Annotated in this window: 15 protein-coding genes; 6 read left to right on the plus strand and 9 right to left on the minus strand. The window is 53.8% G+C overall.

Features of this window, described 5'->3' with window-relative positions; all coding sequences use genetic code 11:
- Positions 1–10: 10 nt before the first annotated feature.
- Genes ACLGLO_RS00455 through ACLGLO_RS00465 form a run of 3 tightly spaced genes read right to left on the minus strand, consistent with a single transcriptional unit; the run spans position 11 to position 2,627 of the window.
- Positions 11–1,816 carry a hypothetical protein gene (locus tag ACLGLO_RS00455; protein WP_492128458.1) on the minus strand — a complete coding sequence of 602 codons (1,806 nt, stop codon included), beginning with the start codon at positions 1,814–1,816 and terminating at the stop codon, positions 11–13.
- A complete protein-coding gene (locus ACLGLO_RS00460; RefSeq protein WP_492128459.1) occupies positions 1,813–2,241 on the minus strand; it encodes a hypothetical protein in 429 nt (142 codons plus the stop codon). Before ACLGLO_RS00460 ends, ACLGLO_RS00455 begins: the two co-directional genes overlap by 4 nt.
- A complete protein-coding gene (locus tag ACLGLO_RS00465; protein WP_492128460.1) occupies positions 2,238–2,627 on the minus strand; it encodes a hypothetical protein in 390 nt (129 codons plus the stop codon). Before ACLGLO_RS00465 ends, ACLGLO_RS00460 begins: the two co-directional genes overlap by 4 nt.
- Before the next feature lie 78 nt (positions 2,628–2,705).
- Here ACLGLO_RS00465 and ACLGLO_RS00470 point away from each other — a divergent pair, with 78 nt between their 5' ends.
- Genes ACLGLO_RS00470 through ACLGLO_RS00480 form a run of 3 tightly spaced genes read left to right on the plus strand, consistent with a single transcriptional unit; the run spans position 2,706 to position 6,485 of the window.
- On the plus strand, positions 2,706–4,535 hold the full coding sequence (locus ACLGLO_RS00470; protein WP_492128461.1) for a VirB4 family type IV secretion system protein: 1,830 nt from the start codon (positions 2,706–2,708) through the stop codon (positions 4,533–4,535).
- Positions 4,536–4,549: 14 nt separating this feature from the next.
- Entirely contained in the window at positions 4,550–4,777 is a 228-nt protein-coding gene (locus ACLGLO_RS00475) for a hypothetical protein (protein WP_492128462.1), read from the plus strand.
- 7 nt (positions 4,778–4,784) lie between these two features.
- A complete protein-coding gene (locus ACLGLO_RS00480) occupies positions 4,785–6,485 on the plus strand; it encodes a hypothetical protein (RefSeq protein ID WP_492128463.1) in 1,701 nt (566 codons plus the stop codon).
- A 22-nt stretch (positions 6,486–6,507) separates the two neighbouring features.
- Here ACLGLO_RS00480 and ACLGLO_RS00485 read toward each other — a convergent pair whose 3' ends face one another.
- The 3 genes from ACLGLO_RS00485 to ACLGLO_RS00495 form a co-directional block, all read right to left on the minus strand.
- Positions 6,508–6,822, minus strand: a complete 315-nt coding sequence (locus tag ACLGLO_RS00485) for a hypothetical protein (RefSeq protein ID WP_492128464.1) — start codon at positions 6,820–6,822, stop codon at positions 6,508–6,510.
- A 90-nt stretch (positions 6,823–6,912) separates the two neighbouring features.
- Entirely contained in the window at positions 6,913–9,027 is a 2,115-nt protein-coding gene (locus ACLGLO_RS00490) for a hypothetical protein (RefSeq protein ID WP_492128465.1), read from the minus strand.
- A complete protein-coding gene (locus tag ACLGLO_RS00495) occupies positions 9,011–9,337 on the minus strand; it encodes a hypothetical protein (RefSeq protein WP_492128466.1) in 327 nt (108 codons plus the stop codon). The genes ACLGLO_RS00490 and ACLGLO_RS00495 overlap by 17 nt, the downstream gene beginning before the upstream one ends.
- A gap of 102 nt (positions 9,338–9,439) precedes the next feature.
- Here ACLGLO_RS00495 and ACLGLO_RS00500 point away from each other — a divergent pair, with 102 nt between their 5' ends.
- Genes ACLGLO_RS00500 through ACLGLO_RS00510 form a run of 3 tightly spaced genes read left to right on the plus strand, consistent with a single transcriptional unit; the run spans position 9,440 to position 12,912 of the window.
- Positions 9,440–10,432 carry an NAD(P)H-dependent amine dehydrogenase family protein gene (locus ACLGLO_RS00500; RefSeq protein WP_492128467.1) on the plus strand — a complete coding sequence of 331 codons (993 nt, stop codon included), beginning with the start codon at positions 9,440–9,442 and terminating at the stop codon, positions 10,430–10,432.
- Positions 10,433–10,437: 5 nt separating this feature from the next.
- Positions 10,438–11,814: an aspartate aminotransferase family protein gene (locus ACLGLO_RS00505; RefSeq protein ID WP_492128468.1), complete on the plus strand. Its 1,377-nt coding sequence runs from the start codon at positions 10,438–10,440 to the stop codon at positions 11,812–11,814.
- A gap of 57 nt (positions 11,815–11,871) precedes the next feature.
- On the plus strand, positions 11,872–12,912 hold the full coding sequence (locus tag ACLGLO_RS00510; protein WP_492128469.1) for a dipeptidase: 1,041 nt from the start codon (positions 11,872–11,874) through the stop codon (positions 12,910–12,912).
- A gap of 13 nt (positions 12,913–12,925) precedes the next feature.
- Here ACLGLO_RS00510 and ACLGLO_RS00515 read toward each other — a convergent pair whose 3' ends face one another.
- The 3 genes from ACLGLO_RS00515 to ACLGLO_RS00525 all read right to left on the minus strand — a co-directional run bounded on the left by ACLGLO_RS00515 (position 12,926) and on the right by ACLGLO_RS00525 (position 17,990).
- Complete coding sequence (locus tag ACLGLO_RS00515; RefSeq protein WP_492128470.1) at positions 12,926–13,774, minus strand: M55 family metallopeptidase; 849 nt, start codon at positions 13,772–13,774, stop codon at positions 12,926–12,928.
- A gap of 3 nt (positions 13,775–13,777) precedes the next feature.
- On the minus strand, positions 13,778–15,229 hold the full coding sequence (locus ACLGLO_RS00520; RefSeq protein ID WP_492128471.1) for an APC family permease: 1,452 nt from the start codon (positions 15,227–15,229) through the stop codon (positions 13,778–13,780).
- A gap of 184 nt (positions 15,230–15,413) precedes the next feature.
- Positions 15,414–17,990 (minus strand): helicase HerA domain-containing protein, encoded by a 2,577-nt coding sequence (locus tag ACLGLO_RS00525; protein ID WP_492128472.1) that lies wholly within the window; start codon positions 17,988–17,990, stop codon positions 15,414–15,416.
- Positions 17,991–18,047 lie beyond the last annotated feature (57 nt).

The following is an 18,047-nucleotide window of genomic DNA, read 5'->3' on the forward strand; positions in this document are numbered from 1 at the left end:
TTTTTAAAAATCAGCTGGATGAGCTGTTCTTGAAGACGCTCCATCCAATCAGCTGCGAGCCGAGGTATATCTGAACTGCGAGCGTCCTCCGAGCATCCCTGCTGAGGACGAATGAGACCCCGTAGCGGCTTCCCAGTGGGGTGTCTACTGGAGAAAATTGGACTGTAGCGTTCTGGACTTCATATTTTGCCTCCTGCTCGTTATAAATGCTGTAGAGGGCCCTGAGTTGGGGTGCTGTGGCAGGATCTGCCGACTCTGCGTATATGTAGATCGTGGCATTTTCCGGTTGCGGAGATGTGGGCATGGGGACTTGTATGTAGTAGAGCTCTATGGATGATGGAGAAGGCTGGGGAGGTGAGGAGCTTCCGCCTCCTCCCGGAGAGGGCGTTCCGTAGCTATACGAGAACTTCATGTACACGTATCCGCTCACAGAAATTGGGTATCCATTTGGAAGGCTCACCGTTTTTGTCACATTTGTCCAAGAAACCACAGGGTTGCTGCCGATCTGATCGACCCTGTTGAAGCTCCAGGACGGGGTCTCGATCTGTGCAGTGTAGCCAGATGCCATCTTGAGGAGGGAAGGGGGGTCCAGGTTCAGGTGATAGCCGTCTCCCCTAAGGTCCGAGATTATGAGAGCGGATGGTGATATTGAAACCGCTGTGCTCTCCATTGTGTCTGTGTCTAGCAGGAGGATGTCGATGCCCCCTGAAAAGCTGACGCCTGCAGTGTAAGTCGTCTGATAGACATCGGCATAGGAGGAGATGAAGTCGCTGGAGGAGCAGTGGCATCCGGAACCGTAGCTGTAGGAATAGCATCCCTGATTCACTGCGGAGTTGTATGTATAGTACGAGTTCGTGCTGACTGAGGTAACAGAAGAATCCAGCAGGTTCTTTGCAGCGATGGAGAGGAAGCTCCCGCTCGTGCTGGGATATGCTGTGAGAACAGCTAAAAGCTCCCCTCCTGGCATCCTGTAGATCGTTGTGTCGGCGGCAGACATCATGTTCAGCGATGGGAGAAAGAGGATCATCTTCATCTTCTTGAAGGCAGTGAGGGAAGATGATGATGTTGCAATAGCTGAGCCGTCTGCCTTCATCTGGAGGGTAAATCTTCCCCCCTGGGAGCCCTCTATTGTCAGGTTGAAGGAGTTGGAGTTCGGCACCCAGCTCTCATATATGCGGGGGGATCCTGTGTAGAGGACGGCAACGGGGATCCAGACTCCAGCAATGGAGAAGCTTCCGGTTATGGAGGTGCTCCATGTCCCGCTCGATGGATCGTAAGTGGATGATCCGGACAGCGTGAGGCTGTAGGATGCGAGCAGCCTTGTGTTGTTCCCTACATAATATATGCTGAACTTTCCGGTCATCGGGAGCAGACCCTTCAGGGCGATCGTTGCAGAGCTCTTCGCCTGTTCAATTGGCGAATAAACGAAGAGGTTGCCGCGTTTAGTCAAGACTGCTAGGCTCGCGTTCTTGTATAATGTGAGGTATTCTGCCGCGCTGTTCGGCAAGCTGAGGCTCACCCAGGCCTGCTGGGGCAAGGCTGTTGCCGTGAAGCTCTCATAGTACAGAGTTCCGTTGGCGAAGACGGCTTCTGCTATCAGCTCCGTAGGTATTGTGCTCATAGCGTATATCCCGCTGCTGTTGCTGAAGAACCTCACCTCCTCGGCTCTCTTCATGCTGAGGGTGTATGCAATCTCGTTGTAGCTGGAGATGTAGCTGCGCTCCGCCCTCAGCATCGAGGAGAGGGCGAGCAGAGCAATTGCAATGAGGATGGAAAGGAGCAGAGCTCCGAGCGCTTCTGACTGCCCTCTCCTCACGAGATCCTCACCCCCTCAGCTCCCAAGCTGCTGTTCCAGATGAAGGCGCTTCCGCTCTCTGTGAGGACAAGAACATCTGCGCTTTCCACATTAATTCCGGGCCCAAGAAATGTTCTGAGAGAAAGGCAGGAAGTCGAAGGAATCACCGCTTCGAAGACTGCAGTAGAGTTATCGGAAGAGCTCAAACTGCTGTGGACTGCGATGACAGCCCTTTCCGAGATGCTTGAGCTGATGCATAGGTCGCCGCTTCTCATGTAGAAACGGATCGCCTCCCCCTTCTTAACGCTCAGCAGGCTGCCGTAAAGAGATGCTTCTCTGCCTTTCTCAGCCGCTGTTTCCTGGACAGCTATGAAGTAGCGGAGGGAAGCAATTACTGCCAGCGCCAGAAGGAGAATTGATGCTGCCTCTGCAATGCACCTCTTCAACCCTGGTTCACCACGCTGATCGGGACAGAGGTTCCAAGGCTGTCAGCATATGAGATCGGGTATCCCTCGATCTCTGCCACGATGTAGCTACCAGATGGTATGCTTCCAAGCACGTAGGAGGAGGGGCCTGAGCTGCTGTTGTATATTATGTAGGCTTTCGGCACATTGGTGGAGCCGTAGTTGTAGACTATGACCTGGTAGCTGCTGTTCGAGGAGAACGCGAAAACGCTTATCATCGGAGGGCTCTGGGCTACGCTGCTCTGCGCTTGTGAGCTCCTCCCAGCGAGCTCCGCGAGAACGGGTGCAGCAATGGATAAGATCACGATGCCCATTGCGAGGCTTGCTACCAGGTTCGAAATTCCCTTTCTCTTCAATTCCATCCCCAATATGCAGAGATCGGTTAAAAGATGCCGCGTGCTCTGTCTCCGCTTTTTAACTGAGTTGTTCTTTTTGAAGGGGGTTGGATGAGAGGAGGAGCTTCGAAAGATAGGAGGAAAGCGATCGAGTGGGAGTGGTACAGGCTGCAGGGAGTGAGCTTCGCCATACTTCCACATGAGGAGAGAGATTACGCGCTCGCTGACTTCGCCTCCCTACTCGCAGCTGCGAGGGAGGGGGGCATTCTTGTAAGGAGGAGCGAGAGGGAAGAAAGATACTTCGACTACAGGCTGAGGGCCGTCGAAACCGAGTTCTATCTTAAAGCGAAAGTGGGAGGGATCCCCCTCCGTTTCGGGGCCGAGAAGATCGAGAAGCCCTCCAGGCCAGAAGCGAAAGCGCTCCTCAACCCGCTCACCCTCCTGCTCGAAGACGGATCCCTTGCGAGGGTGCTCGTAGTCCACAGATACCCCTCAATGCTTCCCGAGGGGGTCCTGTTTACATTCTTCGCAGAAGCAAGAGAAGTCGCCATCCTCTTCAAGGAGGTCGAGAGGTCCAGAGCAGTGGGCCTCGTTGAGAGGGCGAGAAGGCGAAGGGAAAGCTCAGGAAGAGGGAGCGAGGAGGAGTTTGAAGAGGAGCGCCTCAGCGAGCTGGCATCGAGGATATTGGGAGGATCCTCCCTTTTCGAGTTCCAGGTGCTGCTTACAGTTTCAGGAGAGGACCTGAGGTCTCTCAACGCGAGGGAGAAGAGAATCCGATCCCTTCTGAGAGGATATGGAATGGATGCTGAGCCTCCCCCCATCCAAACGGAGCTCTACAGCCTCTCCCCCTGCTTCTGGGCACTCTGCATAGAAAAGAGGTACGCAGATCTGGAAAGCTTGAAAGCTCTGTTCCCCCTCATCGACGAGGAGCTGCACGAAAGCGGAGGGGTGTTTCTCGGAATGAGCGGTACAGGATCCCCGGTCCTCCTGGATCTTTGGTCGAAGCCCAACCTGAACTTCGTCATCCTCGGAGCGACCGGCTCTGGAAAGAGCATGACCGCTAAGCTCTACTTGAAGCGCCTGAGGAGCTCGTTTCCAGAGATCCTTTACGTTGGAATAGACCCAGAGGGGGAATACGCGAGGATAGCGGGCTCAATTGGCGCGCGGAGCGTTGAGATAAGGGAAGGGGATCCCCTCGGGCTGGATCCTCTGAAGCTGATGAGGAGCGGGGCTCTCGAGCTCGGCCAGGTGGCTGACATCCTTGGAGAAGTTTATGGGATCCCCGACCACCTAGCTGGAGTTCTCAGAAAGGAGCTCTTCATGAGGGGGGAGCTCTTCAGCGACCTAGCTGAGTTCTCCTCTGGAATCAGGGACAGGGAGCTGTCGAGGTACCTCCAGGGTGCGGAGGTGCCTCCGGACTCGAGCATCTTCAGAGGGGATCCTCCAGCATTGAACGGCAGCGTAGTGTTCAGCCTCAAGGGGATCAGGAGCAGGAGGCTCAAGGTCCTGATTTCAGCCCTCATCTCAAGCTACATGCACAGCAGGCTCTTCACGAGGGCCAGGAGATCGGTGCTCTTCGTCGATGAGGCCTGGCTATTCATGGAAACTCCATCCATCCTCAGCCTCTTCGAGAGCATAGCTAGGAGGGGGAGGAAGCACGGCACGGCCTTCATATACATTTCGCAGAGGGCCGAGGACTTGATAAGGAGCCCCCAGGGGAGGGCAATCCTCGAGCAGTCAGCTACCGTCCTCCTCATGAGGCAGGAGCAGCAGGGAGTTGAAGGTGTTAAGAACATATACAGGCTCAGCGAAGCCGAAGCTGGATTCCTCGCAGCCGCGCCCGTCGGCTCGGGGATACTGAAGACCTGGAGGAAGAGGGTCACCGTCCGCGTCCTCGCAACAGATGAAGAGAAAGCTTTTTTCTCGACAAGCGTTAAGTAGAAAGGCGGATTGGCTTGAGCATATCTTCGCTTCCCGAAGCGCTCCGCGGCGCCCTTTGGTTTGCGTGGAGCATGCTTTCATCTGCCTCGCCGTTTCCCCCTTTTCTCTCCCTCTTCATTTTCTCTGCTCTCCTCGCTACAGCTTCTGTAGTCCTCTGCATCTTCTCCAGAAGGCACGCCCTTGCTCTCCTCATTGCGATTTGGGGAGCTGCTTTGCTCCTCGCCATCCTCTCTTCGAGGTGACCGAGGCTTGCTCGATCTGTGGTCTCTGATCTCGTGGGGTCTCTGGCTCGCCTCCGCGATGGGGGTAGGCGCTGTCATTGCTGGAGCGATTCTGAGGATATTTGGGAGGGAGGGCTCCGGGGCCTTCATGCTCGGGGGAACTGCTTCAGTGCTCATCGCCTCATTCGGATGGGAGCTTGTGCGCTCTCTCTACGGGGGATCCTCACCTCCGCTGCAGTACGGGTGGATTTTCTATGCCATTTCTGGAGCTTTGGTTGCTGTCTCCTCCGCTTACCTAGCGCTTGGGAGGATGGATGAGGGCGTGAAGCTCTTCGCCTCTGCCCTCCTCATAGTTGGGATAGGCTTCTTCTCCGCCTCTCTCGCTTCTGGAGCAGTATTCGGAAGAGGGGGTTCAATTTCCGTGGAATGCTACACTGAGAGCAGCTTCGTGAACTCTGGAGAGCCGTTCAATTTAACAGTCCGCCTCTCAGGGGGAACCCCTCCTTACACTCTCGAGGTGGAGTGGGGCGACGGATCCACAGATACCGCTACAGCTGGAGAGGAGCCCCTCGCTCTCTCTCACTCCTACTCCCTCCCTTCTAATGAATCCTACTCCAGCTTGTCAGTACGCATAAATGCTCAGGACAGCGAAGGAAGGGAAGGATACGATGTATTCGCCGTTGTAGTGAGGAACCCAGGCTACAACCCATACTCATTTCCCTTCAGCATAATCTACGATGTAGCCCAGAAGGCCACCGTTGCTATACCAGCGATTGACCTGCAGAAGCTGACCTTCTCCCCCACTCTTCCGGAAAGCGGGGCTGCCCACGAGATATACTCCCTCGTCCTCGATCTGAGCTTAGGAGCTCTCGGCGCATTTCTGGCTTTCAATATTGCGTGGGAAGCCATTGCGAGGGGGAGAGCAGCGGAGGCGGTCGTTGAGGGGATCAGGGAAGCTGTTGCTGTAGCCCTCATCTCTCTTCTTTTCCCGAGCGTCTTCAATGCAACGGCGGAGCTCTTGAACTACCTGAGCTCGTATCTCATCCAGCAGATAGACGTGAGCTGGGTATTTGTTGCTATAAGCGCAGAGATCGCCTCAGCGGTCGTGCTGGGATACTTCATCCCCTTTCTCGCAGAATATGCGGCGATGATTGGTTTCGCTGTGCTTACAGCAAGCGTGTTCGTCTACGTGAGGTACTTCATGATACTGGCTCTTGCAGTTTCATCCCCCCTCATAGCCGTCTCCTACCTCCACCCAGCCATGAAGGGAGCTGCGAGGTGGCTGGTAAGCATGCTTTCTGGAATGATGCTCGCCGGCCCCATAGCGTCTGTCTTCCTCGTCCTCATGAGCAAGATGATGCCCGGTCGCGACATAACATTCGCGTTCCTCTACCCTTTCTTCGCAGGAGTTATTCCCAGCATATTGGGGATTTTCGGCTCAGGCGCTGCTGCCGGAGTTGCGAGGGAGGCCATTGCTCCTCTGTCCATCGCCTTCAGGGGGAGGCTGAGGGGAGTCGATCGAAATGTTCGCGGCGGAGGCAGCAATGCAGAAAGGAACGAAAGGAGCGCAGACGCTGAAGCAGATTACGGTACCGTTAAGCTCAGAGTTCCCTCGATGCACGAAGGTGAAGGTCCCGAGCTCCAGCAGTTAGGAAATGAGGGCTATTCAGCTGAAAGGCAAGGAGCTTCTCCTCGAAGGAAAGGGAAAAAAGATGGAGGAGAGAGCTGAGAGGGTGAAAAGGCTGGAAAAATCAGTATATGAGACCGCTTATGAATGCCGAGTAAAATGCCATTATCAGCGCGCCAAAAATCGAGCTTATTATGAGCCTTCTTCCCCTCTCGGAATTTCCAATAACGAGGGAAATGGCCCCTGCTATGAAACCCCCTGCTACCGCGACCCAGCCTATCCACATGAGCCAGCTCAGCATGGTTTCAATGGCATTCGATATTCCTGGAGGTGGGGCCGGAGTTACGGTCAGGGGGATCTCTTCTGCCCTGGCTGCAGGAAGGAGAGTTAAAAGCGCTGAGATCGGGGATGCTCGCTTCAGCTTCGAAAGGCTGACCATCTTTCCTCACCTCATCTTTCAAGAAAGGCCTTAAAAGAGGAGAGATCGCACTGTTTCCAGCACCAATATCATGAGCATGGGAAGCTCCGCTCACAGAGCACCGGGATCTTCCGTTGCAGGATCCAGAGATCCTCTCCTCAAAACCCTGGAGAGGAGTTCGGCTTGAAGGAATGCGCTTTTCAGCTGCAGCTCCAGGGGGACATCTATTCTGTAGGAGCGGGTGCGGATGCCGTCGAACATAACAAGAAAGTATGAGTTGCTGAGAGGGACATGCAGCCTGTTAAGGCCGGGGATAATGGGAAAAGGCTTCATGAAGTCCTCTCCTCCGGAGGAGAGGATGATCCCTCTTGCGGGCTGAGCGCTTTCGAAGGCAATCTCCACATCTTTATCGACTTTCAAGCTGAAACTCTCTATTGGGTTCAGCTCAGGGAAGGGAGGAAGGGCGATCTCAGCATAGAACCCGCCCTCTCTGTAGATTTCCTTCCCTCCTCCCCTCACCGCTTTCTCTGCGAAGCCGAAGAGACCGCTCAGGGCTATATTCTTCCTGTAGCGGAAAGCGAACCCCTTCTTCACAGCTGTTACGAGCAGATGGGCGGGAACAGCGCATCCCCTTACCTCCCTCCTCCCGCTCGAGAGATCAATCTTCCTGTTGGAACAGACCAAGGACGCGAGCATTCTATCCGCATCGCTACCCAGCTCGATGGTGCTACTTTTTTCTCCATGAACTATCTTCACCTCTACCTTCGGGGGATCTATTTCAATGATGCTCGGAGTAAGGATTGTTGCAGTCTTTGCGTAGTTCCTCGCAGAATCGAGGGCGACGACCTCAATTTTCTCCGGGATCTTCTCAAAGCAGACCTCCAGCTCTTTCCCTTCCTTTAGCTCCCTTCCCAGGGCCAACAGCTCAACCCCCTCCGGAGCCTTAGCTCTCTTTACCTTGATGATCCCGAAAGCTGATCCTCCGCACTCGTGCGGAACTGGGGCCTTGAAAACCTGGAGCTCTGCCTCGATCTCGGCGTTTCTCGGAGGTGAGGAAATAGAGGTCTCGATCCTCCCGAGGGGGTGGAAGATCTGCACCTCGAAGCTGAACGGCTCGAGGACCGTTGCTTTCTCCTCATTGAGCACAGCGCCACCCCCTGCGGCGATCCTCTTCACTGCTCCCCGGTGCTCTACCGTGAGGGGAATCCCTTCGGCCTCTATCATAAGAGTATGCTCTTTTTCTGGATGAGGTTCCAGCGATGCTCCGCTTTTCCCAGCTTCAATGAAGCAGCAGATCCCTTTGGAGCAGCAGAAGACTTTTTCATCGGCGGCCCAGCAGCTCGAAGAGCTGTCCTTAGGAAGCGAAAGGATGGGCTTGAAGCTGATGTCGTAAGCCTTCACGAAGTTCCCTTCATCGATCACCGCAACATCGCTGGCAGTCGCGCTCCCTTTCACCTCTCCAATCTTCTCAAGCTGGATGAGGGCTCCCTCCTCCAAGCGGTAGAGCTTAGAGTCAATTGATAAGACCGGTAGGTTCATGAAGAAGCCTGCAAACTCAGGCTTCTCGCTTCCAGCGAATGCCTTAGGCTTGGGGATTTCCTCATCATTGATCCACAACAGCCATCCTGAGCTCCAAGCCAGGAAGGAATTGTCGATGAGGGCAACCGCCTCTGCCGGGAAGCCTGCTTCCTCTAATGTTCTGTCGCGAATGAGCTGAGACCTGCCGTCCTCATATATTACGCTGAAGCTTCTGAACCCCACTGAAGCTTTTCTTGGGTTGCCTCTGTAGGCCTTCTCGAAGATGGTTGCTCCCCAGCTCCCTGCCGTGACGATGTGGGTATGAGGTGGATCGCTTAGGGCGACCACTAGAGCTCCGGGAACCTTGGAGAAAACAGCATCCTTCCCAGTCAGCTTAATTCCATCTCCCGTCCTCAGCTCAAACAACCTCGAACCTTTCTTGATCAAGGCAACCCCGTTCCTCTCGTGAGAGATCCCCGCAACAGCGCCACAGATCGCTTCGTCCCTGTTCAAAAACACGGGATCTTCGCAATCTCGTGCCTCCTCGATCCATATTCCTTCCTCGGCTCCATTGATAGTGATCCTGGGGTGGAGGGGGATCCCCTCGAGAACGATCTCCCTCATGCTGTAGGGGCTCAGCCTTGGGAAATAGTCGAGGAGTGGGAGCTCAAAGCAGCCTTTCGTTCTGTACTCAAGCTCGATCCTCAATAATCTCCATCCTCCTTCCCCCAGCTCTCGAGAGTACAGCATTGATGGCCAGGCTCAATGCTTTCCCCTCGAGCGACATGCTCCCGTTTGATAGCATGGCTGATGCAACCCCCCAGATCGCTGAAAAGGCTCCAGCCGCGAGGTGCGCAGGGCTCCCCCAAAGGCCCTTCTGGAGAAATATTATCGATGGAAAGATGTAGAGGAGGTGCTTTATTCTGAAGATGCTGAAGGCCCTCTCATTTAGTATAGATACATCCCTTATGCTGAGAAACCGCCTGTACCTCGCCTCGAACTCCAATCGAGATCCCAAAAAGAGGGCAAGGCCTTTTAAGATGAGGTTTCTCCCACAGTTGTTCAAATGCAAAACTCTTTATATTCATAGCAGGCATAGAAAAGAGAATGGTGAAGGAACTTGAGGCTGAGATTAGGATTCTACGGGTTCGGCGCCATCGGGAGGATGGCTGCCAAGGTAGCACTGGAGAGGGGGCACGATATCGCTGGGGCTATGGATGTGAGGGAGGATTTGACAGGCCGAGATGTGGGAGAGCTGCTGGGCGCTGAGAGCTTGGGTGTGAAGGTGAGCAGGGATCTTAAGGCCGTTCAGGATGCTGATGCGGTCATCCACGCAACCAGCTCCTATCTGGACTCTGTCTATGATCAGCTCGTTTCCCTCCTGAGAATGGGGGTCCCGGTAGTTTCATCGTGCGAAACCCTCTCATATCCTTACTACAGGTACCCCGTCCTAGCGAAGAGGCTAAACGAGATCTCAATAGCTACTGGAGCCCCTGTCATAGGGACTGGGATAAATCCTGGATTCCTCCTGGACACGCTTCCAGCAGTGCTGGCTTCATCCGTCACAGCTGTGACAAAGATAAAGGCGAGGAGGAGCCTGGATGCTCTGAAGAGGAGGGAGCCCTTCATGAAGAAGATAGGGCTCGGAGAGGAGCCTGAAGCCGTTGAGAGGAAGCTGAAGATGGGGGAGATAACAGGCCATGTTGGATATGCGGAGTCCGTCTTCCTTATAGCTCAGGCGGCTGACCTGAACCTCAGCAGAGTAGAGGAGGGCTACAGCCTGGTTCCTGCAGAGAGGGATTTTGAGCTTCCTGGAGGGAGGAAGATAGAGAGGGGGAAGAATCTCGGGATGAAGGGGTACGGCTCCGGCTTCGTTGGGAGCAGGGAAGTCATAAGGGTCGAGTTCGAAGCTTATGCAGGGGCTCCTGAGTTCGAAGAAATAAGCATAGAGGGGAAGGACTACAGCGTCTCGTGGAGGAGCACCGGAACGCCTGGAGACCTCGGCACGGCTTCCATGCTCGTCAGCACTGCAGAGAGGATCGTTTTCATGCCCCCGGGCCTCCACCTCATGACGGAGCTTCTCCCGTTCAAGATAAAGTTCAGCGTGGGATGACCGGCATGGGGGAAGATAGAGCCCTAATGAAGCTGGAGGGGATGGAGAGGAGGGAAGAGAAGAGGTACATTGAGAGGACGAGGGGGAGCAGGCAGCTGTGGGAGCGAGCGAAGAAGGTTTTGCCTGGAGGAGTAACTTATGCAATAAGATACTTAACTCCGCACCCCGTCTTCATCAGGAGGGGTAAGGGGACAAAGGTATGGGATATCGATGGGAACGAGTACACTGACTTCTGGGAGGGGCACGGAACCCACCTCCTCGGCCACCTTCCCCAAGTCGTGGTGGATGCTGTTGAAGAGGCCCTCAGGGATAGGGGGAGCCATCTCGGCTACGAGAACCCGTATGCTGTTGAGTACGCCGAGCTGCTCACTAAGGTTCTTCCAGGCGTCGAGATGTTCAGGTTCTCCAACAGCGCAACAGAAGCGAACATGTATGCTGTGAGGCTGGCGAGGGCCTACACCAAGAAAAAGGTAGTGGTGAAGATGGAGGGCGGCTGGCACGGCGGAGTTGATTCGCTTCATGTAGCCACGTCTTCTCCTCCTTTCAGCAAGCCCGATTCAGCCGGCATCCCAGAGGAGTTCTTGAAGTACACAGTTGCTGTTCCCTACAACGATCCAGAGGCTCTCGAAAGGGTCCTGAAGAGCGGGGAGGCGGCAGCTGTTCTCATTGAGCCTGTAATAGGAGGAGGGGGTTGCATAGGGCCAGAGGCGGGCTACCTCAAGGAGGTGAGAGAGCTGACATTCAGATATGGAGCGCTCCTCATATTCGACGAGACCATAACGGGCTTCAGGCTGATGCCGGGCGGAGGGCAGGAGTACTTCGGGATCGAGGCCGATCTTAATGTCTACGGAAAGGCAATAGGAGGAGGGATGCCGGGGGCGGGCGGAATAGGAGGGAAAGCGGAGATAATGGAGCTGATGGACCACATCAAGCACCCTGAAAGGGACAAGAGATCCTTCCACGGAGGAACCTTCGTCGGGAATCCCATCGTTATGTCTGCTGGAATGGCGTTCATAGGCTATCTGAGCAGCCACAGAGAGATCTATGAGAAAGCGAATGCTGCTTGGAGAGAGCTCAGAGAGAGGCTCGAGAGGCTATGCATGAGCTACAGCATCGATTGCTACTCGACGGGAGAGGGAACCATGACTGGGGTGCACTTCACGCATAGGAAGCCCAAGAACACGGGGGAGGCCTACGAGCTGAGGTGGAGCGGAGGGAAGGCTGAGAGGGTTCTCAATCTGATGGCGAGGAACTCCGGCGTTCTTTACCTGGGAGAGGGCATGGCCCACCTGCTTCCAGCTTTGATCCACGGCAAGGAGGAGCTGGAGAACTTCTCGAATGTTCTAGAGCAGATGCTCTCGGAAATAGGAACAGGAAGGTGATTTCCCCGCTTCATAGAAAACTTTTTTTGAGATCTCTTCCAATATAAGAGCAAAGAGATGACGGAGATGATTTCCTTCTCGAAAATCCCAACTGTGGACCTCCACGAGGATGTTTCGGCATACTTCCTCTACCACGGCGGGGGATCTCCTCTCGGAGACTTCAGCGAGGATGTGCCTGGAAGGGATGCGGATCTTCCCAAATATAAAAGAGGGGGAGTGAAGCTCGTTTTTGCGGCAGTCTTTCCGGGCATAGAGAGCTTCAGCCCGGAAGAGTCGAGGGTTCTTGAGCAGCTCTACGGCAAGTGGATGCCGGCGACGAAGTACAGGTCTCCCCAGACGGTCATGATGGAACACTTCTCAATTTACTATAAGATGTCGGAAGCATACGGAATAAAGATCGTTGAGAGCTACGAGCAGGCAAAAGCGTGCTTAGAAGGCGATGGCGTCTGCTTCCTTCTCCACCTCGAGGGGGCAGAGCCGCTGGATGAGCCTCACGATCTTGTTCTCTTAAAGAGGCTCGGCCTGAGGAGCATTGGGATAACATGGAACTACATGAACAAGTACGGGACCGGCTGCTCATCGAAGAAAGATCTGGGCCTAACAGATCAGGGAGAAGAGCTTGTCAGGACTGCGAACAGGCTCGGTATAATAGTAGATCTCGCACATGCGAGCGACAGGACTGCTTTAGAGGCCTTAGACATCAGCAGGAAGCCTGTTATTATAAGCCACGCAAACGTGAGGAAGCTCGTCAAGAAGAGCAGGAACGTCAGCGATGAGGTCCTCGAGAAGCTCCACAAGATCGGGGGAGTCATTGGGATGTCCGCGATTGGGGCTTTGATCTCGGAAAGCGGCAGGCCTAGTGCGAAGGAGCTCGCTGAACACTTTGCGTACATAAAAGAGAGCTACGGTTCTGATATGATTGCTGTTGGAACAGACTTTCTTGGACTGCTGGGGCTCCCTGCTCCTGAGGGCTTCGAGAGCATAGACAAGCTCCCAGCCCTGTACTCTGAGCTCATGAAGAGGGGGTTCTCCGAGGACGATCTGAAGAAGGTTGCCCACGAGAATGCGATGAGGGTCTTGAAAGAGAATTTGATATGATTTTTTAAAAAAATCAATATGAAGAGTAGCTGTAGGGGTAGAGCTTTGGAGCTGCGTGTATGAGCAGCTCCAGAACCTTGTATGCTTCGACGATATCCTTCGCAACATACCTCACTGTTTTCCCGTCCACTCTTTCTGCGGACGGCAGGAGCTCAGCTACATCGGCCTGCTCTGTGCCAAGAAATCTGATCTCCATCTCAACAGGGGAGGGGGGCCTCAGGATCTTCGCATCTCCGCTCTTCAGCTTCATAAAAGCCCTCTCCGCCGCTTTAGAGAGCTCAACCTCCAGCCTTGCAGTGCTCGGGCTTATCGAGGCGAACCTGGAAAGGGATTCCTTCAGGGAAACAGCTTCGACCCATGGAGCGAACTTCCGGACATCCCCCTCTATGAGAGCTCTGTCCCCAGCTACAAGTATAACCGGTACCCCATAGAATCCGGCGACATAAGCATTCAGCAGGAACTCGCTGGCCTCAGTTCCGCCTATCTTAAGGCTGTCGATTGTTGCGCTGCTGAATGTGTGGTCGAAGTTCGACCGAAGCGTTCCAGCTTTCGAATGGTAGCCCAGGAAAACAGCAGCGTCGGTCTTTTCAATCTGCGAGACCATGCTCAGAGATCTTGGGTACCCCCTTATGACCGAAACGTATTCGGGAAACGCTTCGACATCGAGGTTTATCATCGGACCGTGGCTGTCTGCAACTAGTATTTCTTCGAATCCGAGCTCATGCAGCTTGCTTGCTGCAGCCAAGGTAATTCTAGTTGCTATCCTTCTGGCTTCGCTGAACAGATTCCCCCTTAGGAATGTATGCTCTCCCGAAACGATGAATGGCATGCCCTCGAGGTCCACGGAGACATAGGCTTTCATGACTCATGCCTTCTCCTTCTCTTCCTTCTTGACTCCGTATATTTTATCGTAGTACTCTCCGAGCAGGCCTCTTCCAATGTTTTCCACTCCGATCTCCCTGATCCTCTTCCTCACATAAGCATAGTATATCGCTATTCCGAGGAGAACCCATGCTATGAGCAGCAGGTATTCATAGGGCCACACCAGGCTCACGTCGGTGCCGGGAATCAGCGGGACAACCACGACGATGAGCCCTATGATGAGAGCAATGCCTCCAATTATGTAGACTGCGGGAACTCTGAAGGGCCTCTCGAGGTGGGGATACCTCCTCCGCGTTATGAGCATTGAAATAACCGATGTCAGCCAGCAAGTTCCCAGAGCAACACCGGCTACATCGAGGAACCAGACGAGCCCCTTTCTGCCGAGCAGCCCCAAGATCATGGAGATGACCAGTGAGAATATCAGGGCATTGGTGGGCACTCCGTATTTTGGATGGAGCTTTTCGAACTGCTTGGGAAACAGCCCTCCTCTCGCGAGGGAGTATATCATTCTCGAAGTAGTCATCATGGATGGTATCCAAGATGTTACAAGACCCAGGAAGGAAGCCAGCCAAGCCACATATCCAAGCGCAGGATTTATCATCTTCAGCTCGCTGATCAGCCCTAGAGGTGCTCTCTCGGAAGATCCCTGCCATGGGATCAGGAGGGAGCCGGCGAACATCATAGTCATATACCAGATACCCGCCAGAACTGCGCTCAAGGCAACCAGATAGCCGAACCTCCTTGGACTCACCTGCGATTCCTCAGCTATCATTGGAAGCGTTTCGAAACCAGAGAGATAGCCGATCGATATCAGGGCGAATCTGAAGCTGGATGAGGCGGGAGATGTTCCCGGCTTGAAGGGAGGCTCAAAGTTGGTGAGAGAGCCGTAGACGGCAGCAACTGCTACTATTATTGCACCTGTTATCAGGAGAAGGATGAACAGAACCGTCTGAACGTTTCCCGTCAGCTTGGCTCCCACATAGTTCAATCCAGCAACGAGGATGGCTGAAATATATCCAACAATTATCCAGGGGAGGTAAACGGGATAGCCAGCAACTGTGTAGAGCGGATAGGTGTTCAGCTGAGGAAATATCATGCTCAGCAGGAAGGAGATCCCGATGACGTAGAAAGAGAGAGCCGCAGCTAGCATGCCGAGCAGGAACATCCACGCAATGAAATAGGATCCCGCGGCTCCGATGGCGGGAAAAACGAAGGCCACTTCTCCCCCTTCCCTAGGTATGGCTGAGGACATCTCGGAATACGCCAGAGCAATCAGAGCCGCCATAACCATCCCTATAAAGTACCCTAGAATGACTCCTCCCGGCCCGTAGAGGTCGTAGAATGTTGTATTGAGGTAGACCCAGCTCGTTCCTATTATCCCTGCAACCCCCATTGCCAAGATGTGGTACCACTTGAGAACTCTCTTGAGGGACATTCCTCATCCCTTGAGGCAAATTGTAAATCATCAAATATTTAAAATTTTCTTTGAAAGTTACAAGCATTTATAATATATAGGGGTGATATATTTAAAAAATTATAAACAATAAAATTAAAAAACCGATTAGAATTTTTGAAGCTTCGGCGCTCGAGTGCTCAGAGAGAGCAGAGGGAGCAAAAGATCATACGATCTCGTCGAGGAAATGCAGCTCGATCCCCCTTCCCTCAAATTCCCCGCGATGAATGTCAGAAGAGCACTTTCTGTCTATCCAGACATGGATCCCGTAGAATCCCATGATCTTCGGATCTATCTTTTCAAATGCTATTTTCTTCCTTGCGAAGCTATCGCAACCTTCAATGAACACAGCTACCGCCCTGCTGTAGCGGGGCCTCCACGTCTTCCTATTGATGGGGAGGGCGATGATATCGGGATGCAATTCACCTCCGGGGTTCTCCTTTGTTGGGACAGCAATGCACCCCTTCCTGTAGTAGAACATGGAAACGTTGAAGGCCGAGAGGAACCACTCCTCGCTCCTGGCCTTCCTTCTCAGCCCCTCTGCAATCCCCTTCCTGTAGATGACCACCCTGTCTCTCCCGCTTCCTGCAACTGAAACGAGCCCCCTGCTCAGGAGCCTTCCTAGCGCCTTCTCCACCCTTTCACCATCTGCTTCCAGCTTCATGGTCAGCTGAGATATCGAGATCTCCCTCGATTTGTAGATTTCATGAAGAAGGACTGCTTCAAGGGGGTCTACGGGGTCTATGTATTTTAGGACTGGATTGAGGAGCTCTTTCAGGTCCCTCTCCTCCGGCTCTCCCGGGTCGAATTCTCTGCTCACTATCTCACCCTCCCTTTTCCTCTCGTGGGGGATGAGATCGACCCTCGCAACGATGGGAGGGATCTGCTGCTCCCCGGGCCCTGAAGCTATCTTGAACACAGCTTGCCCAGCGCTCAGCATGCCGAGGGCCTCGCTGAGAGTCTCCGAAAAAGCAGGATCCATCGATGAGAGCCTCTTCACATCGCCCCCTCCAACAGCGAAGGAAACCTTCACTGCGCAGTTGGTGAGGATGGACTGGAGGAGCTCTTCCGAGATCTGCCCTGTGTGCTGGTGCGCTATTACCAGGTGGAGCCCGTACTTCCTCGCCTCGCTGAGAACAGTTTCAATTATGGGGAGGTCGCTTATGAACTGAAACTCGTCCACTATCAAGAACAAAGGGGTTCTGCTTTTCTCCAGCCTTGCCCTTGCGAGCACCTCGAACCAGAGCTTCATGAAAACGGTGGAGGCGATGAGCCTTGCCAGGTTCTCTCCCAGATCCGCCTTTGGGATGGAGAAGAGGAGTACGGAGCCTGGGGTGATCAGGTTTTCGAAATCCAGCGTTGTCTTCGAGGTAAGCCTTCGGAGGAGCGAATCGTGTGCGTATGGTTCCAGTCTGGAGAGCGCTGAGATGAAGGACTGCTCCCTCATGCTTTTCAAGGCCTCTATCTGAACCTCCCACTTGGGATCCTCTGCATCTATCTCCAGCTCCCCGCTCCTCAGCAGGAGGACTGCTTCGTAAATGTCCCTCATCGTCGGGCTGTCCGTTTTCATGTACAGCATCCTCAGGAGGACTTGAAGTATGTACTTTACGTTGACAGCTGAGTCAGTGAGACGGAGCACCTCTTTGAAGATTTCGAGCAGGATGTCTATCGCTATCGTCACCGCATGCTCTCTGCTCTCGGCACGCGGAAGATCGAGGGGGTTAACTCCAAAGGGGCTCTTCAATGGGTGCAGAAAGTGCGATTCCGGTATCTCCTCTGCGAGCTCGAGAGCCATGTCCCCATGGGGATCTATGACGACTACTGCTGCGCTTTCAGAAGCTTTCAGCCTGTGGACGAGGGTCTTCAAGAATGTGGTTTTTCCTGAGCCCGTCTGCCCCACCACATAGACATGCCTCTTCAGATCCTCAATCGAGAGGCGAAGCTCTCTCCCGTCCTCGAGGACTCCCAATCTGAATGATCCTTCTCTCTTTGGAAGGACCGAGGGGAGCCTTAAATCCCTCGAAAAATCCGACCTGTGCAGGCTGGGATCCGGTAGCTTCAGAGATTCGATGAGGCGATCTTCATTCCACGCAATCCAGCTGGAAAGCCCGAAAGCCTTTTCCCAGAAGCTCGGCTTGGGTGGCCTCAAAGCCTTCCCCAGATCTTCGGCACTTCTGAGCCTCCTCATCTTCCATTTCAGCTCCGCTGTGGAAGAGTCTCCAGCAGATTTCTCAAGGGCCTTCAGCTCCCTCTCACACTGAGCAAGTACAAGGAGCCTTCCTGGAAGGATTTTCGGAATTTTCCTCCTCAGCTCCTGGCTCATCGCTTCGAGAGACCTGCTTTCGCTCTTCAGTGCCCTTCTCTCAAGCTTCTCGGCCCTCCTGAGCAGGATCTCCCTTGCCGATGCATCCCTCGAGGCGGATATGCAGATTCCCCCCTTTCCTCCAATCGAATTCACAATACCTGCCGCATCGTAAATGCAGAAATCCGAAAGGATGAGATCGCTCTCTTTCTTTAGCTTCGCTTCCCCCATCCAGACCTCTCTCCCGAAGATCTTCAAAAGATCTTCGTAATCAGCCCTCTCAACTCCGAAGAGGGATCTAAGCGTTTCAGCGCTGATGTGGGTTTCCAGGTACGTGCTTATACGGTCCCCTTCATTGAAGAAGCAGATCGAAAAGGATCTGCCAAAAGAATCGAGGCTGAATTTCTGCGGGGGGATTCTGGGCATTACCCTGTAGAGCATGCGGGCTCATCAAAAAATTCAGCTGTCTTAAAAAATGAAGGGATATCTTCACTCTTC

This window comes from Fervidicoccus sp. SLHALR4 (genome assembly GCF_058692745.1).

Excerpts from the sequence above, each read along its gene's own strand:
- ACLGLO_RS00485 (WP_492128464.1), bottom strand. The coding sequence starts at position 6,822 with ATGGTCAGCCTTTCGAAGCTGAAGCGAGCATCCCCGATCTCAGCGCTT.
- ACLGLO_RS00525 (WP_492128472.1), bottom strand. The coding sequence starts at position 17,990 with ATGCTCTACAGGGTAATGCCCAGAATCCCCCCGCAGAAATTCAGCCTC.
- ACLGLO_RS00510 (WP_492128469.1), top strand. The coding sequence starts at position 11,872 with ATGACGGAGATGATTTCCTTCTCGAAAATCCCAACTGTGGACCTCCAC.
- ACLGLO_RS00515 (WP_492128470.1), bottom strand. The coding sequence starts at position 13,774 with ATGAAAGCCTATGTCTCCGTGGACCTCGAGGGCATGCCATTCATCGTT.
- ACLGLO_RS00520 (WP_492128471.1), bottom strand. The coding sequence starts at position 15,229 with ATGTCCCTCAAGAGAGTTCTCAAGTGGTACCACATCTTGGCAATGGGG.
- ACLGLO_RS00505 (WP_492128468.1), top strand. The coding sequence starts at position 10,438 with ATGGGGGAAGATAGAGCCCTAATGAAGCTGGAGGGGATGGAGAGGAGG.
- ACLGLO_RS00470 (WP_492128461.1), top strand. The coding sequence starts at position 2,706 with ATGAGAGGAGGAGCTTCGAAAGATAGGAGGAAAGCGATCGAGTGGGAG.